At 44.9% G+C, this 21,074-nt stretch carries 15 protein-coding genes; 5 read left to right on the forward strand and 10 right to left on the reverse strand.

All coding sequences use genetic code 11. The annotated features are described in order from the left end of the window. Positions 1-111: 111 nt before the first annotated feature. The 3 genes from argF to ppnP all read left to right on the forward strand — a co-directional run bounded on the left by argF (position 112) and on the right by ppnP (position 2,806). Entirely contained in the window at positions 112-1,035 is a 924-nt protein-coding gene (gene argF, locus AAKU61_RS05600) for an ornithine carbamoyltransferase (protein WP_354330359.1), read from the forward strand. A 108-nt stretch (positions 1,036-1,143) separates the two neighbouring features. Next, on the forward strand, positions 1,144-2,376 hold the full coding sequence (locus AAKU61_RS05605; protein ID WP_354330360.1) for an argininosuccinate synthase: 1,233 nt from the start codon (positions 1,144-1,146) through the stop codon (positions 2,374-2,376). A gap of 115 nt (positions 2,377-2,491) precedes the next feature. Beyond that, complete coding sequence (gene ppnP / locus AAKU61_RS05610) at positions 2,492-2,806, forward strand: pyrimidine/purine nucleoside phosphorylase (RefSeq protein WP_354330362.1); 315 nt, start codon at positions 2,492-2,494, stop codon at positions 2,804-2,806. Positions 2,807-2,979: 173 nt separating this feature from the next. Here ppnP and murB read toward each other — a convergent pair whose 3' ends face one another. Beyond that, complete coding sequence (murB, locus tag AAKU61_RS05615) at positions 2,980-4,008, reverse strand: UDP-N-acetylmuramate dehydrogenase (protein WP_354330364.1); 1,029 nt, start codon at positions 4,006-4,008, stop codon at positions 2,980-2,982. 86 nt (positions 4,009-4,094) lie between these two features. On the opposite strand from murB, the gene AAKU61_RS05620 reads away from it, so the two are divergent. Both AAKU61_RS05620 and AAKU61_RS05625 read left to right on the forward strand, forming a co-directional pair. Beyond that, positions 4,095-4,586 (forward strand): YajQ family cyclic di-GMP-binding protein, encoded by a 492-nt coding sequence (locus AAKU61_RS05620; RefSeq protein WP_322119497.1) that lies wholly within the window; start codon positions 4,095-4,097, stop codon positions 4,584-4,586. 96 nt (positions 4,587-4,682) lie between these two features. After that, positions 4,683-5,327, forward strand: a complete 645-nt coding sequence (locus AAKU61_RS05625) for a retropepsin-like aspartic protease family protein (RefSeq protein WP_354330366.1) — start codon at positions 4,683-4,685, stop codon at positions 5,325-5,327. Positions 5,328-5,427: 100 nt separating this feature from the next. Here the strand turns inward: AAKU61_RS05625 and aroG are convergent, their stop codons facing one another. The 9 genes from aroG to tldD all read right to left on the reverse strand — a co-directional run bounded on the left by aroG (position 5,428) and on the right by tldD (position 20,939). Next, complete coding sequence (gene aroG / locus AAKU61_RS05630) at positions 5,428-6,489, reverse strand: 3-deoxy-7-phosphoheptulonate synthase AroG (RefSeq protein WP_354330368.1); 1,062 nt, start codon at positions 6,487-6,489, stop codon at positions 5,428-5,430. Between the two features lie 404 nt (positions 6,490-6,893). Continuing rightward, complete coding sequence (locus tag AAKU61_RS05635) at positions 6,894-7,307, reverse strand: tetratricopeptide repeat protein (protein ID WP_354330370.1); 414 nt, start codon at positions 7,305-7,307, stop codon at positions 6,894-6,896. A 6-nt stretch (positions 7,308-7,313) separates the two neighbouring features. Beyond that, the gene (locus AAKU61_RS05640) at positions 7,314-11,480 is read right to left on the reverse strand and encodes a cellulose biosynthesis protein BcsC (protein ID WP_354330372.1); all 4,167 of its coding nucleotides are present in this window, start codon (positions 11,478-11,480) and stop codon (positions 7,314-7,316) included. A gap of 267 nt (positions 11,481-11,747) precedes the next feature. Further along, positions 11,748-16,268 carry a UDP-forming cellulose synthase catalytic subunit gene (gene bcsA, locus AAKU61_RS05645; RefSeq protein WP_354330374.1) on the reverse strand — a complete coding sequence of 1,507 codons (4,521 nt, stop codon included), beginning with the start codon at positions 16,266-16,268 and terminating at the stop codon, positions 11,748-11,750. Further along, the gene (gene bcsQ, locus AAKU61_RS05650) at positions 16,268-17,035 is read right to left on the reverse strand and encodes a cellulose biosynthesis protein BcsQ (RefSeq protein ID WP_354330376.1); all 768 of its coding nucleotides are present in this window, start codon (positions 17,033-17,035) and stop codon (positions 16,268-16,270) included. Before bcsQ (AAKU61_RS05650) ends, bcsA begins: the two co-directional genes overlap by 1 nt. Beyond that, a complete protein-coding gene (gene bcsR, locus AAKU61_RS05655) occupies positions 17,032-17,661 on the reverse strand; it encodes a BcsR/BcsP family cellulose biosynthesis protein (protein ID WP_354330378.1) in 630 nt (209 codons plus the stop codon). The genes bcsQ (AAKU61_RS05650) and bcsR overlap by 4 nt, the downstream gene beginning before the upstream one ends. Positions 17,662-17,700: 39 nt before the next feature. Continuing rightward, on the reverse strand, positions 17,701-18,198 hold the full coding sequence (bcsD, locus tag AAKU61_RS05660; protein WP_354330380.1) for a cellulose biosynthesis protein BcsD: 498 nt from the start codon (positions 18,196-18,198) through the stop codon (positions 17,701-17,703). Between the two features lie 439 nt (positions 18,199-18,637). Further along, positions 18,638-19,417: a cellulose biosynthesis protein BcsQ gene (bcsQ, locus tag AAKU61_RS05665; protein WP_354330382.1), complete on the reverse strand. Its 780-nt coding sequence runs from the start codon at positions 19,415-19,417 to the stop codon at positions 18,638-18,640. A 61-nt stretch (positions 19,418-19,478) separates the two neighbouring features. Then, complete coding sequence (gene tldD / locus AAKU61_RS05670) at positions 19,479-20,939, reverse strand: metalloprotease TldD (protein WP_354330384.1); 1,461 nt, start codon at positions 20,937-20,939, stop codon at positions 19,479-19,481. Positions 20,940-21,074 lie beyond the last annotated feature (135 nt).

Genomic DNA, 21,074 nt, shown 5'->3' on the forward strand with positions numbered 1-21,074 from the left:
GAAACAAAGAAGCATTTTCCACAATTTATATGGCTTAGATAACTAAATCCCTTATAATGAAGCAGTTATAACAAGCGGCGGCAGAATTTCCTCTTGCCGCCGATTTCATTTATGGCTATCAAACATTTCCTGCAGTTCTCTGATTTCACACTGGCTGAATTCAATTATGTGATGGAGCGCGCGCGCATTATTAAGCGCAAGTTTAAGCTCTATGACCCTTATCATCCCTTGCTAGATCGCACCTTAGTCATGGTGTTTGAGAAAAATTCTACGCGTACCCGTTTATCGTTTGAAGCTGGCATGCACCAGCTTGGCGGCGCTGCGATTTATCTTAATACGCGTGACAGCCAACTCGGTCGTGGCGAACCGGTCGAGGATGCTGGTCAAGTCATGTCACGTATGTGCGACATCATTATGATCCGCACCTTTGAACAAGAAATGATAGAGCGCTTTGCAGCCAATTCGCGCGTACCTGTCATCAATGGACTGACCAATCAACATCATCCCTGCCAGGTATTTGCTGATGTATTTACCTACATCGAACATCGCGGCTCTATTGAAGGCAAAACTGTAGCGTGGATAGGCGACGCCAACAACATGTTGTACTCATGGTTGCAAGCAGCAGAGATTTTCAATTTCCATCTTAATATTTCCACCCCAAAAGGGTATGAACTGGATTTGGCGCAAGTCACAGTGGATAGTCAGTTTTATACTTTATTTGATCCTCCATCAGATGCTTGCGAAGGCGTTGATCTGGTCAACACCGATGTGTGGACTAGCATGGGTTACGAAGAAGAAAATCAGGCACGCCTGAAAGCATTTGATGGCTGGATCGTAGACGAAGCCAAAATGGCTCGCGCCAAACCTGATGCCTTATTCATGCATTGTCTGCCGGCACATCGTGGTGAAGAAGTCTCAGCAGGTGTCATCGACGGCCCACAATCAGTCGTCTGGGATGAAGCAGAAAATCGTCTGCATATACAAAAAGCCTTGCTGGAATATCTGGTCGTTGGAACAATTGCCGAGGCAGTCTAATCGCCCAGCCGACATGAAGATCAGTTAAACCTCACTGAATTTTTAAAAATTGAAGCAAGTAAAGTTAGTCAAATTCAACATCGTAATAAAGTACACAGAGAGCACATCATGAGCGATATCAAAAAAGTAGTGTTGGCCTATTCCGGCGGCCTGGATACCTCAGTCATTCTGAAATGGCTGCAAGATAATTATCAATGCGAAGTCATCACCTTTACTGCCGATCTTGGTCAAGGTGAAGAGCTGGAACCAGCGCGTCAAAAAGCGATCAAATTTGGCATCAAGCCTGAGAATATTTATATCGATGATGTCCGTGAAGAATTCGTACGTGATTTCGTTTTCCCGATGTTTCGCGCCAACACGATTTATGAAGGTGAATACTTGCTGGGTACATCCATCGCCCGCCCCTTAATTGCTAAACGCCTGATTGATATTGCCAAGGCAACAGGTGCCGATGCGATCTCACACGGCGCGACCGGCAAAGGCAATGATCAGGTACGCTTTGAACTAGGTGCATACGCGTTGATGCCGGGCGTAAAAATCATCGCGCCATGGCGTGAATGGGATTTATTATCGCGTGAAAAATTGATGAAATATGCGGAAGATGCCGGCATTGAAATCGATCAAAAACATAAGAATGGCGGCGCGCCCTACTCCATGGATGCCAACCTGCTGCACATCAGTTTTGAAGGTCGCCATCTGGAAAACCCTAGTGCCGAAGCAGAAGAAAGTATGTGGCGCTGGACTGTCAGCCCAGAAGCGGCTCCCGACCAGGCCGAGTATCTGGATATTGAATTTGAGCATGGCGATATCGTCGCACTCAATGGCGTGCGTATGTCACCAGCAACTGTATTAACCGAGTTAAACCGCTTGGGTGGCAAGCACGGCATTGGCCGTCTGGACTTGGTAGAAAACCGTTATGTCGGCATGAAATCACGTGGCTGCTACGAAACACCAGGCGGTACCATTATGTTGCGCGCACATCGTGCAATTGAATCCATCACATTAGATCGTGAAGTCGCACATCTAAAAGATGATCTGATGCCACGTTACGCCAGCATGATCTACAACGGTTACTGGTGGGCGCCAGAGCGCGTCGCACTACAAACACTGATCGATCACACACAGCAAACAGTCAATGGCTGGGTACGCCTGAAGCTGTATAAAGGCAACGTGATCACCGTGTCACGCGACTCCAAAACAGATTCTCTGTTCGACATGAATATTGCGACTTTTGATGAAGATGGCGGCGCCTACAATCAGGCAGATGCAGGTGGATTTATCAAACTCAATGCATTACGTATGCGGATCGCCGCGAATGCGCGCGCAAAACGCGGTCAATAAAAGCCTTTTTAAAACCCGCAAATTTAACAGCTCGTGATTTCTATACGGGCTGTTTTTTTAGGGCTTTCCACTGAATTTATCTTCAAATAACTCTTAGCACTTATAGGTCACAGCCATGACAACTCAATTCGATCAAGTCAGTGTCGTTAAAAAAGCGAATATCTATTTCGACGGCAGATGCGTTTCACATACCGTTTTATTCGCCGATGGCAGCAAAAAAACGATAGGCGTTATCTTCCCATCCAGTCTGGTGTTTAACACAGGCGCACCAGAATTAATGGAAGTCACCGCTGGCAAATGCCGCATCCGCTTAGCGGGCGAAGATCAGTGGAACGAGTATCAGGGCGGACAAGAATTCAGCGTACCCGGCAACTCCAGCTTTGCAATTGAAGTGATCGAGACATTGGATTACGTTTGTCACTTTGAGTAAACGATTAATAGAATAAATGGGGGAGTATAGGAAGAAACATATGCTAATGTCCAGACTTTCTCTGGACGATTAAAAATACACCTCAGTAGTATATTTTAAGGACAGAGCGCAAACTGTCCGTAACATATGAAATTTGTAAGAACAGATCGTGAACCTAGGTCACATGAACTCAGCTAGGCAAACACGGGCTCAATCTCAAGATCAACACCAAATTTTAACGCGACATCATGTTGAATTTGCTTCGCTAATTGACGCACATCCTCCCCTGTAGCGCCGCCGCGATTGACCAATACCAAAGCTTGTTTCTCATACACCCCGGCTCGCCCCAGTGATCGCCCTTTCCAACCAGCCTGTTCGATCAGCCAACCCGCAGCTAATTTAAATTGCCCATCCGGCTGCGCGTAACTGACCAAGTCTGTGTAGCTTTGTAATAAGCGCTTACGCAGATCCGCGCTCACAATCGGGTTTTTAAAAAAACTACCTGCATTCCCGATCACTGCAGGGTCAGGTAATTTATTTTGGCGAATAGCGATAATGGCGTTGCTAATATCCACGGCTAGCGGCGCATGAATATGTTGATCAGTTAAAAACTTCGCTACGTCGGCATAGTTGATATGTGCTTGCCATTGTTTTGGTAACGCAAACGTGACATCCAGAATCAGCAGTCGGTCTTTATATTGATGCTTAAAAATGCTATCTCTATAAGCAAATTTACATGCCTCTTTATCCAGCACAACAGTCTCACCAGTGACAAAATCAAACGCACTCAGACTATAAAAATAATCCTGCATTTCTACACCATAAGCACCGATATTCTGAATCGGTGCAGCGCCTACCGTACCTGGAATTAACGAGAGATTTTCTAAACCACCATAACCTTCTGCCAATGTCCACAGAACAAACGCGTGCCAGTTCTCGCCAGCTTCGGCTTGTAAGTACACATACTCAGCATCCTCTGCTAACTTGTGCTTTCCCATCAAGCTCATTTGTATTACCAGTGCATCAAGCTGATCGGATAGTACGAGATTGCTACCACCGCCCAAAATCAGACGTGGTAAAGCAGACAAAGTATGATCTGCATGCAAGCTAAGCAATTGTTCGCGCGTTTGAAGTTGCAAAAAAGACCTGGCCTTAGCTACAATCCCGAAGGTATTGAGCTTTTGCAGCGGATAATCGTGTTGAAGAGGAAGTTTGTTTGCCATAAGCGCAGAATTATAGCCTTTGGCCTGTCGTACCTGCCTGCATTTGCTAAAATGATGCACGTTAATTTTTTCACTAAGGAAGCATCATGCCCTCATTTGATACCGTCTCTGAAGCCAACATGGAAGAAGTCAAGAATGCGGTGACGCAATCGAACAAAGTCATCACTAACCGCTTCGACCTTAAAGGCACTAGCGCCAAAATCGAACTGAAAGACAAAGAACGCGAAATCATTATTTTTGGCGACTCTGATTTCCATCTTGAACAAATCATGATTGAAGTAACGCAAACTTTAGGCAAACGTAAAGTCGATGTGCGCTTCCTTGACATGGGTAAGATCGATAAAATTGGCGGCGACAAAGTCAAACAAGTCATCAAAGTTAAAAATGGCATTGAGACAGAGGATGCAAAAAAAATTGTTAAGGCACTCAAAGAAAGTAAGCTCAAAGTACAAGCGACAATCCAGGGGGATGCAGTACGGGTCACTGGTGCCAAGCGTGATGATTTACAAGAAGCGATGGCCTTGCTGCGTAAGGATATTAAAGATTTGCCGCTGGAATTTAATAACTTCCGCGATTAATTATTAGCAATGAGTTTTAAATATAGTTTTCAGGAACTGCTTTAAACTCGCTGCTCCCCTTTGCTTTTACGATCAATTTTTAGCTGCAAACCACTTATGAAAATTCCCTCGCGTTTGCTCTGCTTACCACTGTTGTGCTGCGCACTATCATCAGCATTGGCAGCGGAAATTGGCGTAGTTGGTTTGTTCCCAGGTAAAGCCGTGCTGGTGGTAGAAGGTAATCAACCGAAAACGTATTCCGTCGGCAGTACCATCACCAATGGCATCAAATTAATTGCGGCGGATAATGAGACTGCCACGGTTGACGTCAATGGCAAACGCCAGGTATTAGCGATCGGGCAGTATGTACACAGGGCGGCGGCCAGCACCAGTAATAACGTCGTATTGCAGGCAGATTCTCTCGGTCATTTCACCGCTAAAGGCCAGATCAACGGTGGCAGTAGCTTAAATATGTTAGTGGACACTGGCGCTAGCCTGATTGCCATTCCGGCGGCAGATGCAGTACGACTTGGTATCAACTACAAAGCTGGTCAGTTAGGTCGTGCCAGCACGGCGAATGGTATTGTGACAGTCTATAAAATCAGACTAGATTCGGTCAAAATTGGCGACCTGGAACTACAGCAGGTAGATGCATCCGTGCTCGAGGGTGGACTTACATTTACTCTGCTCGGCATGTCATTTTTAAACCGTGTAGAAATGCGGCGTGAGGGCGATCAAATGACTTTGACCAAACGCTTTTAGAATAAACCCAGATTTATTTGGAAACGTGAAAAAGGCTGAAGAGTAATTGACTCATCAGCCTTTTTCATCTCTAAGCTTAGGATTTTTTCTTAGCTTGCTCTTATCCCTGCTGTTTAAGACGACGTTGCTTCACTGCCTCGGCCAAGCCTTCTAATACCTTGATGCTGTCATCCCAGGCAATGCATCCATCGGTTACGGACTGGCCATATACCAACTCTTTACCGGGTATCAGGTCCTGCCGTCCTGCAACCAGATGTGATTCCACCATAACACCGACAATACGATTGTCTCCGGCAGCGATCTGGCTGGCAATATCAGCGCAGACCGGAATCTGATTCGCTGGATTTTTAGAGCTGTTCGCATGTGATGCATCGATCATCAGCCTTGATGCCAGGCCATTGCTGGCGATATCTTTGCATGCGGCATCAACACTGGCGGCATCAAAATTAGGGGCTTTACCACCGCGTAAAATGATGTGGCAATCTTCATTGCCATTAGTGGACACTATGGCGGAGTGACCACCCTTTGTGACTGACAAAAAATGATGCGGATGCGAGGCAGCTTTAATCGCATCGACTGCAATCTTCACATTGCCATCCGTACCGTTTTTAAAGCCGACAGGGCAAGATAAGCCCGAGGCTAATTCACGATGAATTTGTGACTCCGTAGTCCGTGCGCCAATCGCGCCCCAGCTAATCAAGTCAGCAATATATTGCGGGCTAATCACATCCAGATATTCGGTTCCGGCAGGCAAGCCAAGCTCATTAATATTTAAGAGTAATTCACGAGCAATGCGCAAACCATCATTAATACGGAAACTATTATCCATATACGGATCGTTGATCAAACCTTTCCAGCCGACTGTCGTGCGTGGTTTTTCGAAATACACGCGCATCACAATTTCTAATTCACCGGCAAAGCGCTCACGCTCCTTGACTAGCTTGTGCGCATACTCCATCGCAGCTTTGGTGTCGTGAATCGAGCATGGGCCAATGACAACCATGACGCGATCGTCTTGTGCATGCAAAATACGATGCAAGGCAGTACGTGCATTGGCAGCGGTATCTGCGGCTTTTTCTGAACAGCCAAACTCACGGATCAAGTGTGAGGGTGGGATCAACTCCTTCATTTCCCGTATACGTAGATCGTCAGTGCGTAGCATGGTGTAGCTCCCTGTTAGTGTTCAATAAGTGTTCAATAAATACTCAACAAACGTTCAATAAAAATTCAAAAACTGATTCATCGAAATGATCAAAAAAAAACCGCCATCGCTGGCGGTTTTTTAGAAATTTGGTTGGCTCTTTTTCTTCGTGCGCTTACCGTTTTTCCACCGCCTTTGGCTGGGAATAGCTAAAATAAAAGAAGAAAAAGAAGTGTGTGAGTTTCATTTAATTAGTGGCTTTTTATTTATTTCTAAAGACTGACTATAATTATTTCAACAATATTTATGGCTAGGAAAAATAAAGCGAAACTCATAGTGCATTAAAAACTGGCATTTGGCAAGCGCCTGCATTATGAAATTATGTACGCGCATTTTGAGACCACAATAAGACACAGCGATATGATTTATTTTTTCCAAAGTGCGGGTGGTTCCGGTGGAACGTTCGACTGATTAGGATACACATTCATAATCGGCTCTTTTCTCTGCGCAAGTAACTGGGGTGTATGTCGGCTCATCCAGGTACGCAATTCATTTAAATTAGCCGCGATATCAGTGCGATTAGGACTAAGTTTATTTGCGCGCTCTAATAAAGTTAATGCTTTTTCATTATCGCCCTGGGCAGCATAGGCGACGGCCTGATTATTTAATGCAGAGGCATCAAAAGGATTACTTTTTGCCGCCTCTGCAAATTTTTTCACTGCGTTATTGTTGTCCCCTTGCGCCAAATAAGCCCGCCCCTCTTTTTGAGGATCATCTGCGAGTGCAATTGCCGGCACTATCATCAGCATCGATATCAATAATATAAATTTTGAATGCATCACGGTTTAATTCCCCAGATAATAAGGTTTAGGCGCTACCGGAGGAAAGGCAATTGGCTTTCTTTGTGGCTCAAAGTTATAGCGCAAATAAATGGCGCCAGAACCATCGGTAAAGTCACCGGAGTTGTCTATAGAAAAACGTCCGCCAACAAAAAACTGCGGTGCAATTTGATACTCTAATCCGCCTAATAATTTGTACTGTATGCCACTATGTGATTGCCCGGGATAGGTCGTTGCGATATTCAGCGTTGGATTAGCGGCAGCAAATGCCTCTAGTTCAGACTGATCTGCTTTTGAGTTCGGATAGTAGAGACTACTTTCTTCAGTAAAGTGTTGAATACCAATTGAAGCACCAATCTGATAAGCAAGATTTCCTTTACGTCCGCTCAGGTCTATTGGCACACCAAGCGCAACATAATTTTTTGGGCTGAAGTAACCACCTTGTCCGTAGCTGAAATAACGTAAATTCTTTTTATAAAAAAACGACGTCATGTTCAAACCGGTAGTCGCTACCATATCGCGACTACGCAAGAAGTGCCAATAGGCGCCACCGCCAAGATCAAAGGTACTGTTCGAGGCGACGTTTTTCCCATTGACTGCTGCATAGCCGCCACTGGCATACAGACCGCCATCGTCAACATCATAAGAAGTATCGAGATGGACACCCGTCTTTGTCACACCACCCCATGTCAGTCCATACAAACTGTCGGTAGTCCCTGCATATGACAAGTAACTATCCGTCACCGAGCGACGCGCGACTTCGACAGTAAAGCTAACATCATCGACTTTACTAGACCAGCGCAGACCACCGACCACATTACGGATCGGAAAGCCGACCGGACTAGAACCTATGTCCACTTTCAACCCGTTTAATTCATAACTCAAGCTAAGCGCAACACCATTCGACTTCTCGGCTAATTCTGCGACATTCGATAATCCTGCTTTTTGTGCAGTAGTTGAGAAGGATTGTTTCGCAAACTTAGCGCGCTCATTAGTCTCTATATTTTTTCCGAATTGTCCGGCGACGTTAGGATCGTTTAAGTTCAGAATACCTGCGTCCAATGACACAGGGATAATCTTTAAGCCAAGCTGCCCTTTACCCAGAGAATTTAACTGCAACTCTATGGGTGTTTCCAAGTCTTTTAATTGCGACAATCCAACCTCACCACTGCGCGCTCTGGCAGCAAAGCCAATGGCAAGTTGTGAGCGATTTAAGGCATTCAAGGCATCAATCTCATTAATTAAGGATGCCTCTTCTGCACTGACCGGAGCTTTATTTATTGATGTACGCGCCATGGGATCGGTATTACTTAATCCTGAATTTGTATTTTGTATTACATTTGGTGTGATTGATCTGTTCACGATTGGCGGGAAATTGCCTGCCGGTTTAGGTGCAATTACTTGAGTCAATTGAGGTGTGCTGCCCGTGACATTTACCAATACAGGTGAGGTTTGGATTGGTACTGGGCTGGATGTAGTTCCTATCGGGTTAGTGCCGATCAATTTACTGTTACTTGGCACTTCCCTCAATACAGGACGTGACACTACCATGTCGATAGTACGCTCCTTCTTTTCTGTAAATGGATTAATGGCGAAATTATCAATACTGGTAGCGGGTACTTTCTCAACTAACCGAAGTCCATTCGCACCTGTGCCTGCTAATGTTTTTTGTGACTGTTCCAGTGCTAGTGCCTGTTTAAAATACGATAATGCTTTACCGTTCTGTCCCTGCGAACGTGCCACTCGTCCCGCCAAGGCAATGAAGCGAGGATTATCTGGCTGGAGTGCCATCAGCGCAGATAAGTGATTCTCTGCGCTTGGAAAGTCTTTGATGTCCAATGCGGCATATACCAGACCCTGCCGGACCTCAACATTGTCAGGTTCTGTTTGCAATACTCTCGTGTATAGCTCTTTTGCAGAGTCCATTTCTCCCGCAGATGCATACATTCGGGCAAGAGCGAGAAGTAAGAGATTATCCTCTGGATTGGCGATTAAGTAAGGTTGAATATAGCTGTATGCGGTAGCTAGATCACCTGCTTCGCGCGCTTTTTCAGCGGATCGTAAGGCAATTACACGTTGTAGATTTTTAAAAGCAAGCGTTTCTGTCTCTGATAATTTTGGTATGGCAGCAATCTGTTTTATTACCGGATCTAACTCAGCGTCCTGATTAGTCCGTACCAACACATCTGCGTACTGCAGCAGCAAACCGATTGACGGTTGCGGTGTCTTCTTTACGGCTTGACGTATCAATGCGAGACCACGCTCTGGATCACCATTTTTGATATAGAGATTGGCAACTGCGCCAATAAATTCAGGCTCATTACCAGCGGCAGCTTCGACCAGATCCAGCGTCTCTTTGCCTTGCCTTAAATCACCTTGCTTAAGCAATATATTAATGCGATCTAACTGCACATAAACCCACATACGTTTTTGCAAAGCAAACATTTCTGGCTTGCGAGACTTAGCGGGCACTCTCTCTAAAGTGCTCAGTCCCTCCCACCACAACTGCTGCTGAGCACTTAATAAAGCACTCACATAAAGAGCGTCTGGCTGTGGGTTCTCAACACTGGTCAAGGCATCAAGCAAAGAGCGAGCTTGTCCTGGCATGTCATGTTTTAGGTAAAGCTGCGCTAAAGCGAGACGTAGCCAGACATTATCGGGAGCAATCAAAATAGCATCTTCTAACGCTAACTGAGCACCAGCAATATCACCCGCAGCTTCCGCTACTTTTGCTTTCTCCATCAAATCCGTGGCTTTCATATCTGCCAGGCTGGTAAGCTGAGCCGGTGACATATAGCTACTTAATGCATCTAAATCCTTAATTCGTTTTTGTAGCGTTAGAACGTTAATTAAGCCACTCAACGCTTTTAAATCTGTTTTATCTCCATCAAATACATGACGATAATTTGCTTCTGCACCCGCTAGTTCATTATCAGCCAAAAGCGCGTCACCTAGCTGCAGATATCCTGCAGACTCTTTGCTATTGAGCTTAATTGCATCTCTCAGAAAACCAATACCTTTAGCGCTATCACTATCCTCAAATGCGGTTCTGGATTCTTCAATCAGAGCCCAATAAGATGCACTCTCGTAAGCTTGCTGCCATTGATGTTTGTACTGTTTTGGAGATAAATCGATAGCACTCTTTATTAGCTTACGCGCGGCAATAGAATCTTCTTGACGCATTTTTACCAAGCCCATGCCACCGGTGGCGGTTGGATCTTTTGGGTGAACCTTCAATATTTTTTGGAATTCAGCTTCCGCCGTTTTAATATCGTTGTCGTCTAATGCCTTGAAACCTGCCGCCTGAATTTTTACCAGTGGATTTTCTCTAACTACTTTTGGTTTGATCTGAGCGCGCTTCTCCGTTGCTGTTGTGTGGACTTCGGGTCGACTTAAGTTAGTCAAACGATCTTGTATAGTTTTATCGTTAGGATGTTTTGCGAGGTAGTCTTGAAAGTATTTAGTATTGCCATTCCGGGCTCCCATCCAGCTTAACGTCTGACGCCAAGACTCATCCGCTTGTTTGGCAACATCTGGCTTACTGCTCAGCGCTTCTAACATCGACAAACCCTCACGACGAGTTGGTTCACGATAAGTGAGTACCTGCGCTAAAGCTAGAGCATACTTATTGTTACCTGGATTTTCTTTGCTCAGTTTTTCTATGCCACGCTTGGCCTGGTTGTAGCCAGCTAAGGTACCAGCTAGTGTCTGGTAATACTCCAAAGCTGCATCACCTTTTAGCTTGCTAGGATCTCCCATGAGTTTATAGGTCTCGACCGCCGCCTCAGCATCCCCTTGCTGCGCCAAACGTCGGGCATCATCTAGTTGCCCTTTACCACCAGTAGCACCGCGGCGTACCGCTTCTTCTAAAATACGAATTTGCGCGCTGCTTCCTGGTACTTGTTTTAATTTAGATAAATAGGATTTCGCTAGCTCAGCGTTTCCACTTTGGGCCTCAATAACGCCTAGTGCTCCTAATGCCTCTACACTATTAGGATCAATTTTCAGTAATTTACGCCATGCGTCAGTGGCATTATCATCCCGCCCTCTTTGCGACCAATATTGTGCTTGCTCTATCAACTTCTGATTTAAGGAGGAATCAGCGAACGCGACGTCACTCTCGACAAGTATCATCAAAAGCGCTAGCGCCATCGCTTTTTTCTTAAAAATCATTCATTTCCCCTATTCATCAAGCTCTTTGATCTCAAAGTCATTATATTGACCGATGCTCAAAATGGCATTCAATTCCTATTAAGAGCAAGCATTATGCTTGCGTGCAATTAATAGTTTGGTCTTGTCTTTCGTAAGAATGCAAATGTTTTATGTATTTTCTACATAAAACATTTGCATTCAAATCGGCTTGAAAACACAGCTAAAACATAACTAAGTATGTGAAAACTACTTAAACCAGAAGTTTAAGTAGCCGACTTACTAATAGCTTTAATTCTTTTCTTTAATGGTCAATCTAGAGGCAGCTTTTTTACGTAAGAAGCGGAATAGAATTGTCGCAACGATCAATGACGCCAACATCAAGAACGCAATCAAGATCATAGGATGATTAGATAAGTACCATTTGACCCACGTCCAAAACGGTAAACTACCAACATAGTAAGTATCACCAATCTGGACACTCTCTATTTTCTCACCCTTAACTATCACCAAATCACCTTGATATTTACTTCTAAGATCGGGTTTTGATAATGCTTTTGTCAAACCCAAGAGACTATCTCCATCGCCCGAAGTCAACACCAAAACGCTGCGACCGCTAGTAACTGGCGATTCAAATTGCATCATTGCACCGAATGCACCTCCAGTGCTAGCAAGCATGTCTCCTGTGCGGCGTTGGATAGCATCTATATCTCGGCCGGTCCAATTTGCAAGCAAGCGTAAAAAACCTGAAGGAAGCTGTAGCTTGTTACCATTTTCATCAATTGACAAAGGCATATATTTAGCCCATTGCTTTAGCAGCGGGGCATTGCCATTAGTACCAATCACAATAATATCTTTACCACTTAATTTATCCGTATCGGTGCCGCGGACTAAAGTGTTGTTGGTAACAGGGTAGCCTGTAGACTCACCCATACGACCCATCAAATCGAGAAATACTTCCATCTCTTGAAGGCTTGGTCTTTCCGGCATAACAATCGCCGTTTCGGACAAATCTGCCATTCGGGTGAACGGAAAACCGCCATTCGCGACATGTGCCAGATTAGGCATGGCGGTGTAATGTGGCATACCAGAAAAATCAATCGTGGAGTCAGGGTCAATCGCAGAACTGATATTGTCCAGGTATACATCTTTACATGGCCCCTGCTTTACATAATCATAAAAAAATTGGAACTGCAGTTGATTTTCTGCACCAATCTGAAAGGTTGGAACCTGCACTTGTTCTTGCGAAACACGATTTCCGTCTTTAAACAACAGTAATACAGATTCCTTGATTTTGCCCTTATCTACCTGGGCTCCAGAAAGTGACAACGACCGAATAAATTCACCATTGATACTAATATTCAAAGTAGATTTATCTTGTGTTGGACGAGGAGTAAACCGATATCGAAGATCTATAGGTACGCCCTCTCTTTGCCAAGTGAATAAGTCCGGTGCAACTCGCATATTGACGCGAATTAAATCTGGATATAAGCCATTTGCTTGCAAATCTTTACGCACGGCCAACTCGCCAAGTTTTACTGGTCGGTTAGTTGGAAGCCAGTTTGGCGCGTCATATGGCTTACGTTGATCAGCTTCTTGGAAATTCTTAATCAAGGCTTTATCACCGGATAAGGCTAATTGCCCAAGTGTCAGAGCTTCTGCTGCTATTTTCAGTTCGGCTGGATTTCTACCTAATACTAATAAGAATTTTTTACCTGGATTAGCGGGATTAGTAATAATCGCCAAGGTAGGACCAGCGATCACGGGCAAGGTAATGCCTGCTGGTGCTTCGGTAGAGGTAGCAAATACCACTGCATTACCTTGTGGTAGCGAGGTAAAAACTGGGAATTTCGCACCGCGGTAAGAAGCTAAATTACCGAACCAGGATGCAACAACCCCGGCGTTACGCAAAACGTCTAGAGATGGTGCAGATGGAAAAACAAAAGGCAACTCTAATAGCTTGGCATCGCGGCTATCAAAAAAGGGCGTTGGTAATAAGGCCAAATCATTTTGCAAAGGGATAGAAGCAATGGTTAGCTCAAGATTGGATGTGTTTCCAATATTCGCCCACAAACTTGAATGAGACGGATCTTCACACTCCCTGGTGTAATGACCAATTAGTTTAAAACTTAGCTTATTAAAATCTGCAAAAACACGCGGGTCTATAACATTCTCACGAACGATGCCGCTGGCAGTTTCTTTAGGTAAAGCAATAACATTGATCAATTCATTATTCACTGACACTTTGATATGCGATAAATCAGATAACAAAGCGGGCGAATAAGCCAGACCATATTTCAGTTTGGCAGCAGTGATAACTTCATCACTACGAACTGTAAAAGGAAACGAACGCTCGCCCTCTACACCTCGCAACTCAACATCAGCAGCTGAACCCATTTGCTTTAAACTGATGTTAATTGTTCGCTGCGGCAAGCTTGATTTTGGACTAGCCTCAGCCTGAGCCATAACGACCTCACTAGAGGACTCGCTAACAACCTCAGACTTGGCATGCTTGGTCTTTGCATCGACCTTGTCCTGACCAAGTAAAAAAAGACTGCAGATTAAGGCAATTGCGGTTGTTCCACGCTTGCGTAGCAGCTTGCTCTTTATTATTTTCATCATGGTAGAGTTTGTCATTTTTTTGTTAAAGGGCATGGTCTTACTTCCTAAGTACTGAATGATGCTTGAACCGAATCTGGAAAAACCAACATAACTGTGCATCGTGATTTCCTTGAGACCATTTAAAGGATGATCAAAATCACGTTCTTTAGCCCAGTTTAGCCACACGTCTGCACGGCCGACGGTACAACTAACCAGGTTAATTTCCTGCTCTAAAGTTAATTTTTTAAACTGAACACTCAGCAAACCTTTTTTGGCAAAAACAGCCGTTGCAGGAAAAACATTTTCGCCAGTTGTGCCATACAAAGACACATAAATCTCTTCATCCTTACCAACGGAAACATCTTCTGGCAAACGCAAGGACATACCTCCAAGCGAAAAATCTTCTGTTTCACAAACAACCGAATGTCCGCCAGGCAAGCGTAATATAGCGCTCAATCTTGCTTTAACCCTATGCGTCCTGCGCACTTGCTTAGACTCTGTTGCAACTGCTAACGTAGCACCTAAGATAATCAGATTATAAAAAGTCCACAACATGTTCAGAATTACGGTGTCAAGCTCGTAAGAATTCCACCACAATGCCCTGCCAATACCTATGATAAATCCGAGTATGTTTAAACCCAGCATAATAAGATAGGGCTTAGAAATAACCCAGTCAAAATGCTCCTGCTCTACTAAACCACCTTTAGCGGTAACGTTAAAGGTTCCTAATTTTGGATTAATCAAAGCGACTAAAGTCGGACGGAAGATATACCAAGCCAAGGTAGCCTCGTACACTTCAGCCCAAAACGAATGTCGATGTGCACCTTGAATACGCGAGTTGGTCATATTGGCATGCAACAAGTGTGGTAAAGAATAAGCCGCAATTGCAAGCGCAGAGGCCTTAATAAGATGTACCTCAAAAAATAAATACGCAATGGGTGCCAACAGAAAAATCATCCGTGGCAGGCCGTAAAAAAAATGGAGCATCGCATTGCTGTAGCAAAGCCGCTGACCAAACGATAGCCCCTTACCTAGCAACGGATTATCCGTCCGAAAAATCTGCGCCATGCCCCTCGCCCAGCGAATACGCTGTCCAACGTGAGCCGACAAACTCTCGGTAGCTAACCCAGCAGCTTGAGGCAATGCGAGGTAAGCAGTGTTGTATCCCAACCTTTGCATCTTAAGTGCGGTGTGCGCGTCTTCCGTTACTGTCTCAACCGCAATACCACCAACTTCCATCAGACAAGAACGGCGTAGAACAGCACAAGAGCCACAAAAGAAAGTCGCATTCCAGAGGTCATTGCCATCTTGTATCAGGCCATAAAATAATTCACCTTCGTTTGGTACATTGCGGAAAGTATTTAAATTACGCTCAAAAGGATCTGGAGATAAAAAATGATGGGGTGTCTGTACCATCGCCAATTTTTCATCGACTAAAAACCAGCCCATCGCATATTGTAAAAATGACCGTGTGGGCATGTGGTCACAGTCGAAGATAGCAACGTACTCACCAGTCGTTCTGGCAAGCGCGGCATTAATGTTGCCTGCCTTTGCATGTTTATTGTCAGCTCGCGTAAAACATTTAACACCAACAGATTCAGCAAATACCTGAAACTCAGGACGTCGTCCATCATCAAGGATATAAATATTGAGCTTATCTTTAGGCCAATCAATACCCAAGGCCGCCAATACAGTTGGCTTTACGACGCTCATATCTTCGTTATACGAAGGTATGAACAGATCAATGACTGGCCAGGTGCTTGTATCCGCTGGCATCATCACTGGTTTGCGCTTCAGCGGCCATGCAGTTTGCAAGTAACCCAATAACAATACCAGCCAAGCATAAATTTCAGCAGAAACCAAGACGAGAGCAAATGCCAGATCAACCATGTTTTCAGCATCAATGGTAGAGTGCACGCGCCAGTAAATATAACGACTGGTAGCACTGACTGAAAACATAATCATGACCAGCGATACCAAGGTACCGGAGTAGCGGCGTAAATAGGTAGCGGTCCCAAATACCACCACAGAAAATAAAACCTGATAAGGAAGCTCAAGCGGAATGCTGATACTAGTCCAATACAGCATGCCAGCTAAAACCAATGCAACAGCACGAGTAGATTTAAGCTCCCAGCCTGGCCAATTCACCAACGCACGGCCCAATTCGTTGAGCCGGCCATATAGGTATCGAGAGTTGAGAATGGAGCGCATCAGGCGATCAAATTAAAATGTGTTTGCAACCAGCTAGCAATCTGCTGCAAATCTTGGTTAGCGGAACAATTCTTAGCGTAAAAAGCTACCGGCGACTGGCAGGCAAGCGCCTCACACACAGCCTCGTCTTTATGAATACTGGCCGGAACCAAATAATCCCCTAAATTTTTTCTCAGCATTTGATAGACATCTCGGTGTAACTGCTTAGTGACATCCATTTGATTCACAATGTAGCAAGTCCCCAAAAAGTCTTTCCTGTCGCGGCAATAATAATGAAGTAAAGATTTGATCGATGGAATCGTGGAATAAGAAGCAGCGTCAGGCTTTAAAACAATAAGTGCGATATTTGCGCAGTGCAATACCTGTTGCAAATAGACGGTAGGACCCGGAGGAGTATCAATTAACACGATATGATCATCAGCCAAATTCAAGGACTGTAACTGCAACGACAGCCAGGTCGATTTGATTTTGATGTGGTGTTCTAGCCTGCGCCGATCAAGCTCATTCACAATGCCATAGGGTAAAAAATCGACCCCGTAAGGGCTGGAATGCAAGGCATCTTGCCAAGGCTGGTCTAAGGTACTTTGACGAATAACGCCATTAACATCGTCATAGGGCATGCCGTAGTGCAAACGTAATGCATTTTGCGGATCAAGATCTAGAACAGTGACTTTGCCACCCAAAGCGACAATCTCCGCAGCAAGGTTTGCTGTTACAGTGGTTTTTCCAACACCACCTTTTGGGGAGACGACGGCAACTACCCTCATGGTTTAAATATTTTTTTAAAAAATGAATTGACGGGAGACTCTGGCAATTTTTCGGGCTCAGATTTTTGAGCTAACCGATCAAACAATGCATGCAATGAGGATTCTGTATTTTTAGTCGGCAATACCAACGGAACCGCATGTGCTTCGTGAAAATTCGACTGAAGATTAGACGAAGCTACACTAGTCAATCCTCTGTTTACTCCGCTGCTAATGACAGGAACGCCCAAAACAGGCACCTCTGGAGCTGATGAAGTCTGCAAATCTGGCGTTCCCATATTGTGCGCCGCACCGACCGCAACTTTTGATGCGAAAGCTGAAAATGGCTTTCTTTCATCTGGAACCGGGAGACTATTCAAGGTGCGAGATTTGATTCCAGCGTCAGCTAAAACTGGTGACGTAGCGACTGATAAAACCGTAGGACCAGGCTTAGCTTGGGTTTCGATGCCAACGCCGGCCAGTGCCGGAGCATTCCGCAAAGGATGGGCGAATGCAGTGTTAGCGCGTACATCTCTCAATAACGGCCAGCGCTGCTTAGCTTGCTCGTTTAATTCATCACGATGTATCTCTTGATAGGTATCTGTTTTACCATCAATTTTTTTAAACAGATTTTTAATATCATTTTCCATAATCTCAGACCTCAACTTTGTTCTGCAGACAATATCTACTCAGCGACGAGTGAAGAAAGTAGTCTCTTCCACCTGTTTTTTTAATTGAAAAACAATCAGATGACCGTCTTCCAATACTGTGCCGTGTTGTGACAACCGCAAAGACTTATCAATACCCAGAGACTCAAACCAGGTTGTGTAGATACCTTCTAATAATGCTGGGGACCAATCCAAGGCCTGCTCACCAAAAGCGACTTTAAGTGGGCTGGCGTTATGTTCTATCAATAAACAATCAGATTCATCACTTAAATGCACCCATCCCCAATCAAGATCAGCCCAGACTTTATTGATGCTAGCCTCGAGAGTTAGCAAAGTATCGCCACCTTCTACTTTAAAACTGGCGGCCATCGTCAGCCCCAATTTATACATAAAAGCACGTAAATCATGTACATCACCCTGAGCCGCGAACTCCACAGAAAAAGCGTTTAAAAATGCTTTCCACTGCTTGGAGCATTGCTGCTGCTCGTAGTAATTAATATTATTGAACGCGTTACTCACATCGTACCTTTGCAGACATAATTAGACGGTCATTTCTGACGGAAAAACATATTTTTATCATGGTGGACTGTAGCATTTAGCCAAGAGAACAGTCTAGTAAATAGGCAACAGTAAATGTTAAGCATTTATAACTTACTGTAGAAATATTTAACAATTTAGATTGAGGTATCGGGCAAGAACATACATAGCTAAGCAACGATCAGGCCACACCTACACAGTTTCGGGACAAAACAATGTTCTAATTACATGAATTTATTGTTTATTGAGGCGACCGAGCATTTTTGATGCTACTTATTTCATCAACAATATGAGGAACGTATCGAGAACTGCTATTACCAATCCGAAAAGTCTCTTAAGTAACTGACGGAGTTGTCTAATCACTGCCTGATTTAATACGTTTGATTTAGCGTTACAGATTCAAAAAAACAACAAAAAATATTTATTGTCTTATCCACATCTCATTCAGGATATGCATTAAATGTGTGATGAGCTCTTGTATAGCCTGTGCTGCAGGACTATCGGGTGCAGATTGAAGGATGGGGTACCCATATGCGAGCGCTTCTTCCAGTTGTGTACTTTCCGGGATAACACAAGGTAGCATTCTATCACCCAGACGCTCAGAGAAAAGGGCAATCACATCTTGCGCCAGTTGCTTATTTGAACCTTGATTCACTACATAAGCAGAAGGTTTGAACATAGTTGATCTGGCGTTATGGGAGTCCATCAAGGATTCCATCTCTGGAATAGTGGCATACGAGGCAGCATCGGCCAGTAATACGACTAATAGAAAGTCCGCCGCATTTATTGCTTGAGTTAAGTAGATAGATGGACCAGGAGGTGTATCTAAAAAGACAAACGTGTCTTTTGGCAAATTAGCGCGCAATAGCTGGTTGAGTAGCCAATCCTCATCTTGCTCCAGCACTTGTTCAAAAGCGATGCGCTGTTGCTCGCCTGCACTACCGTAGGGCACAAAATCAACCCCAAAAGTACTTGAGTAAGCGGCATCCCATAAACGGGAAGTAGCTCGGTTAGCAATGGTGCTAATTCCGCTAGTGTCTGACTGATCTCCCCCACCCATATGCCATTGCACAGCATTTTGTGGATCGAGATCAATCACCAGACTTGGGTAGCCGCGTTGTGCGATACCCGCACTCAGGTTGGCGGTGGTCGTCGTTTTACCCACGCCGCCTTTGGCAGAAACAATAGCGATAACAATCATGAGCCGTACCTTTGGGCAAGGCTAAACCAGTTTAGAATTTCATCTATCAACATCGTTAAGATCAAGCTGTGCCGCCCACAGTAAGACCATCAATACGTAAAGTAGGCTGGCCAACACCAACAGGCACGCTCTGCCCTTCTTTGCCGCAAACACCGATACCAGAATCCAGACGTAAATCATTACCAATCATTGACACACGATTTAAAACATCGGGGCCATTACCGATCAAGGTTGCACCTTTTACCGGGTAGGTGACTTTGCCGTTTTCTATCATGTAGGCCTCGCTCGCGGAGAAAACGAACTTACCATTCGTGATATCGACCTGTCCGCCACCAAAATTAACGGCGTAGATACCATTTTTAACAGATGCCAAAATCTCAGCGGGATCTTTGTCGCCAGCCAGCATGTACGTATTAGTCATACGCGGCATTGGTAAGTGGGCGAAAGATTCACGACGGGCGTTGCCAGTGACTGGCATTTTCATCAAACGGGCGTTCATGGTGTCTTGGATATAGCCTTTCAAAATGCCGTCTTCAATCAAAGTCGTGCATTGAGTCGGATTACCCTCATCATCAATATTCAATGAGCCACGTCGATCCTGGATGGTACCGTCATCCACTACAGTCACGCCTTTTGCCGCAACGCGCTCTCCGATACGACCTGAAAAGGTGCTAGAACCTTTGCGATTGAAGTCGCCCTCCAGTCCATGACCAATGGCCTCGTGCAGCAAAATACCAGGCCAGCCAGATGCAAGGACAACCGTCATAGGACCAGCAGGCGCTGGTCTGGCATCCAGATTCACCAATGCGGATTTGACCGCCTCGTCCGCATATTGATCAAGTAGAACATCAGAGAAATAACCGTAGTCATAACGACCGCCGCCACCGCTGGACGCCATCTCGCGGCGTCCATCTTGTTCTACGATCACGGTCAGGGAAACCCGTACCAGTGGGCGAATATCTGCAGCAATCACGCCATCGCTACGCGCGACTAACACGACGTCGTACTCACCGGACAAACTAGCCATTACCTGCACCACACGCGGATCTTTAGCTCTGGCGATTTTTTCTAAGCGCTCTAGCAAAGTGACTTTTTGAGTTGCATCTAATGACGCAAGCGGATCGTTTTGCAAATACAAACTACGGCCACCGACACCTTGCATACTAGAAGCAACTTTGATTTTTCCTGCGCCCTGGCGTGCAATCGTGCGGGTTGCGTTGACTGCATCTTGCAAAGCTTGCTCAGAAATCTCGTCCGAATACGAGAACGCTGTTTTATCGCCAGAAATTGCCCGTACGCCCACGCCCTGATCTATAGAAAAACTACCGGTTTTGACGATGCCTTCTTCCAGGCTCCAGCCCTCGCTTTTGGTGAACTGGAAATATAGATCAGCGTAGTCAACCTTGTGGGTAAACATGGAACCAAGTACTTTAACCAGCTTGGATTCATCCAGACCGAACGGGGTTAATAAAATATCGCGGGCAATCGCCAGGTGGCGCAGATTGGGTTCAAATGGTGTCATAGTGTTCTATCAGTGTTTTTGAGTATTCTAAGTGTGCCAATTACAGAATAAGAATGGCGAATGAATAGATTGTAGAGCATGTCTGGCATATAAATAAATTTGCGCAAAGTATGGTTTTGTATCGATCCACTGATG

Source organism: Undibacterium sp. GrIS 1.2 (assembly GCF_040544435.1).
In the GTDB taxonomy this organism is placed as follows: Bacteria; Pseudomonadota; Gammaproteobacteria; order Burkholderiales; family Burkholderiaceae_D; genus Undibacterium.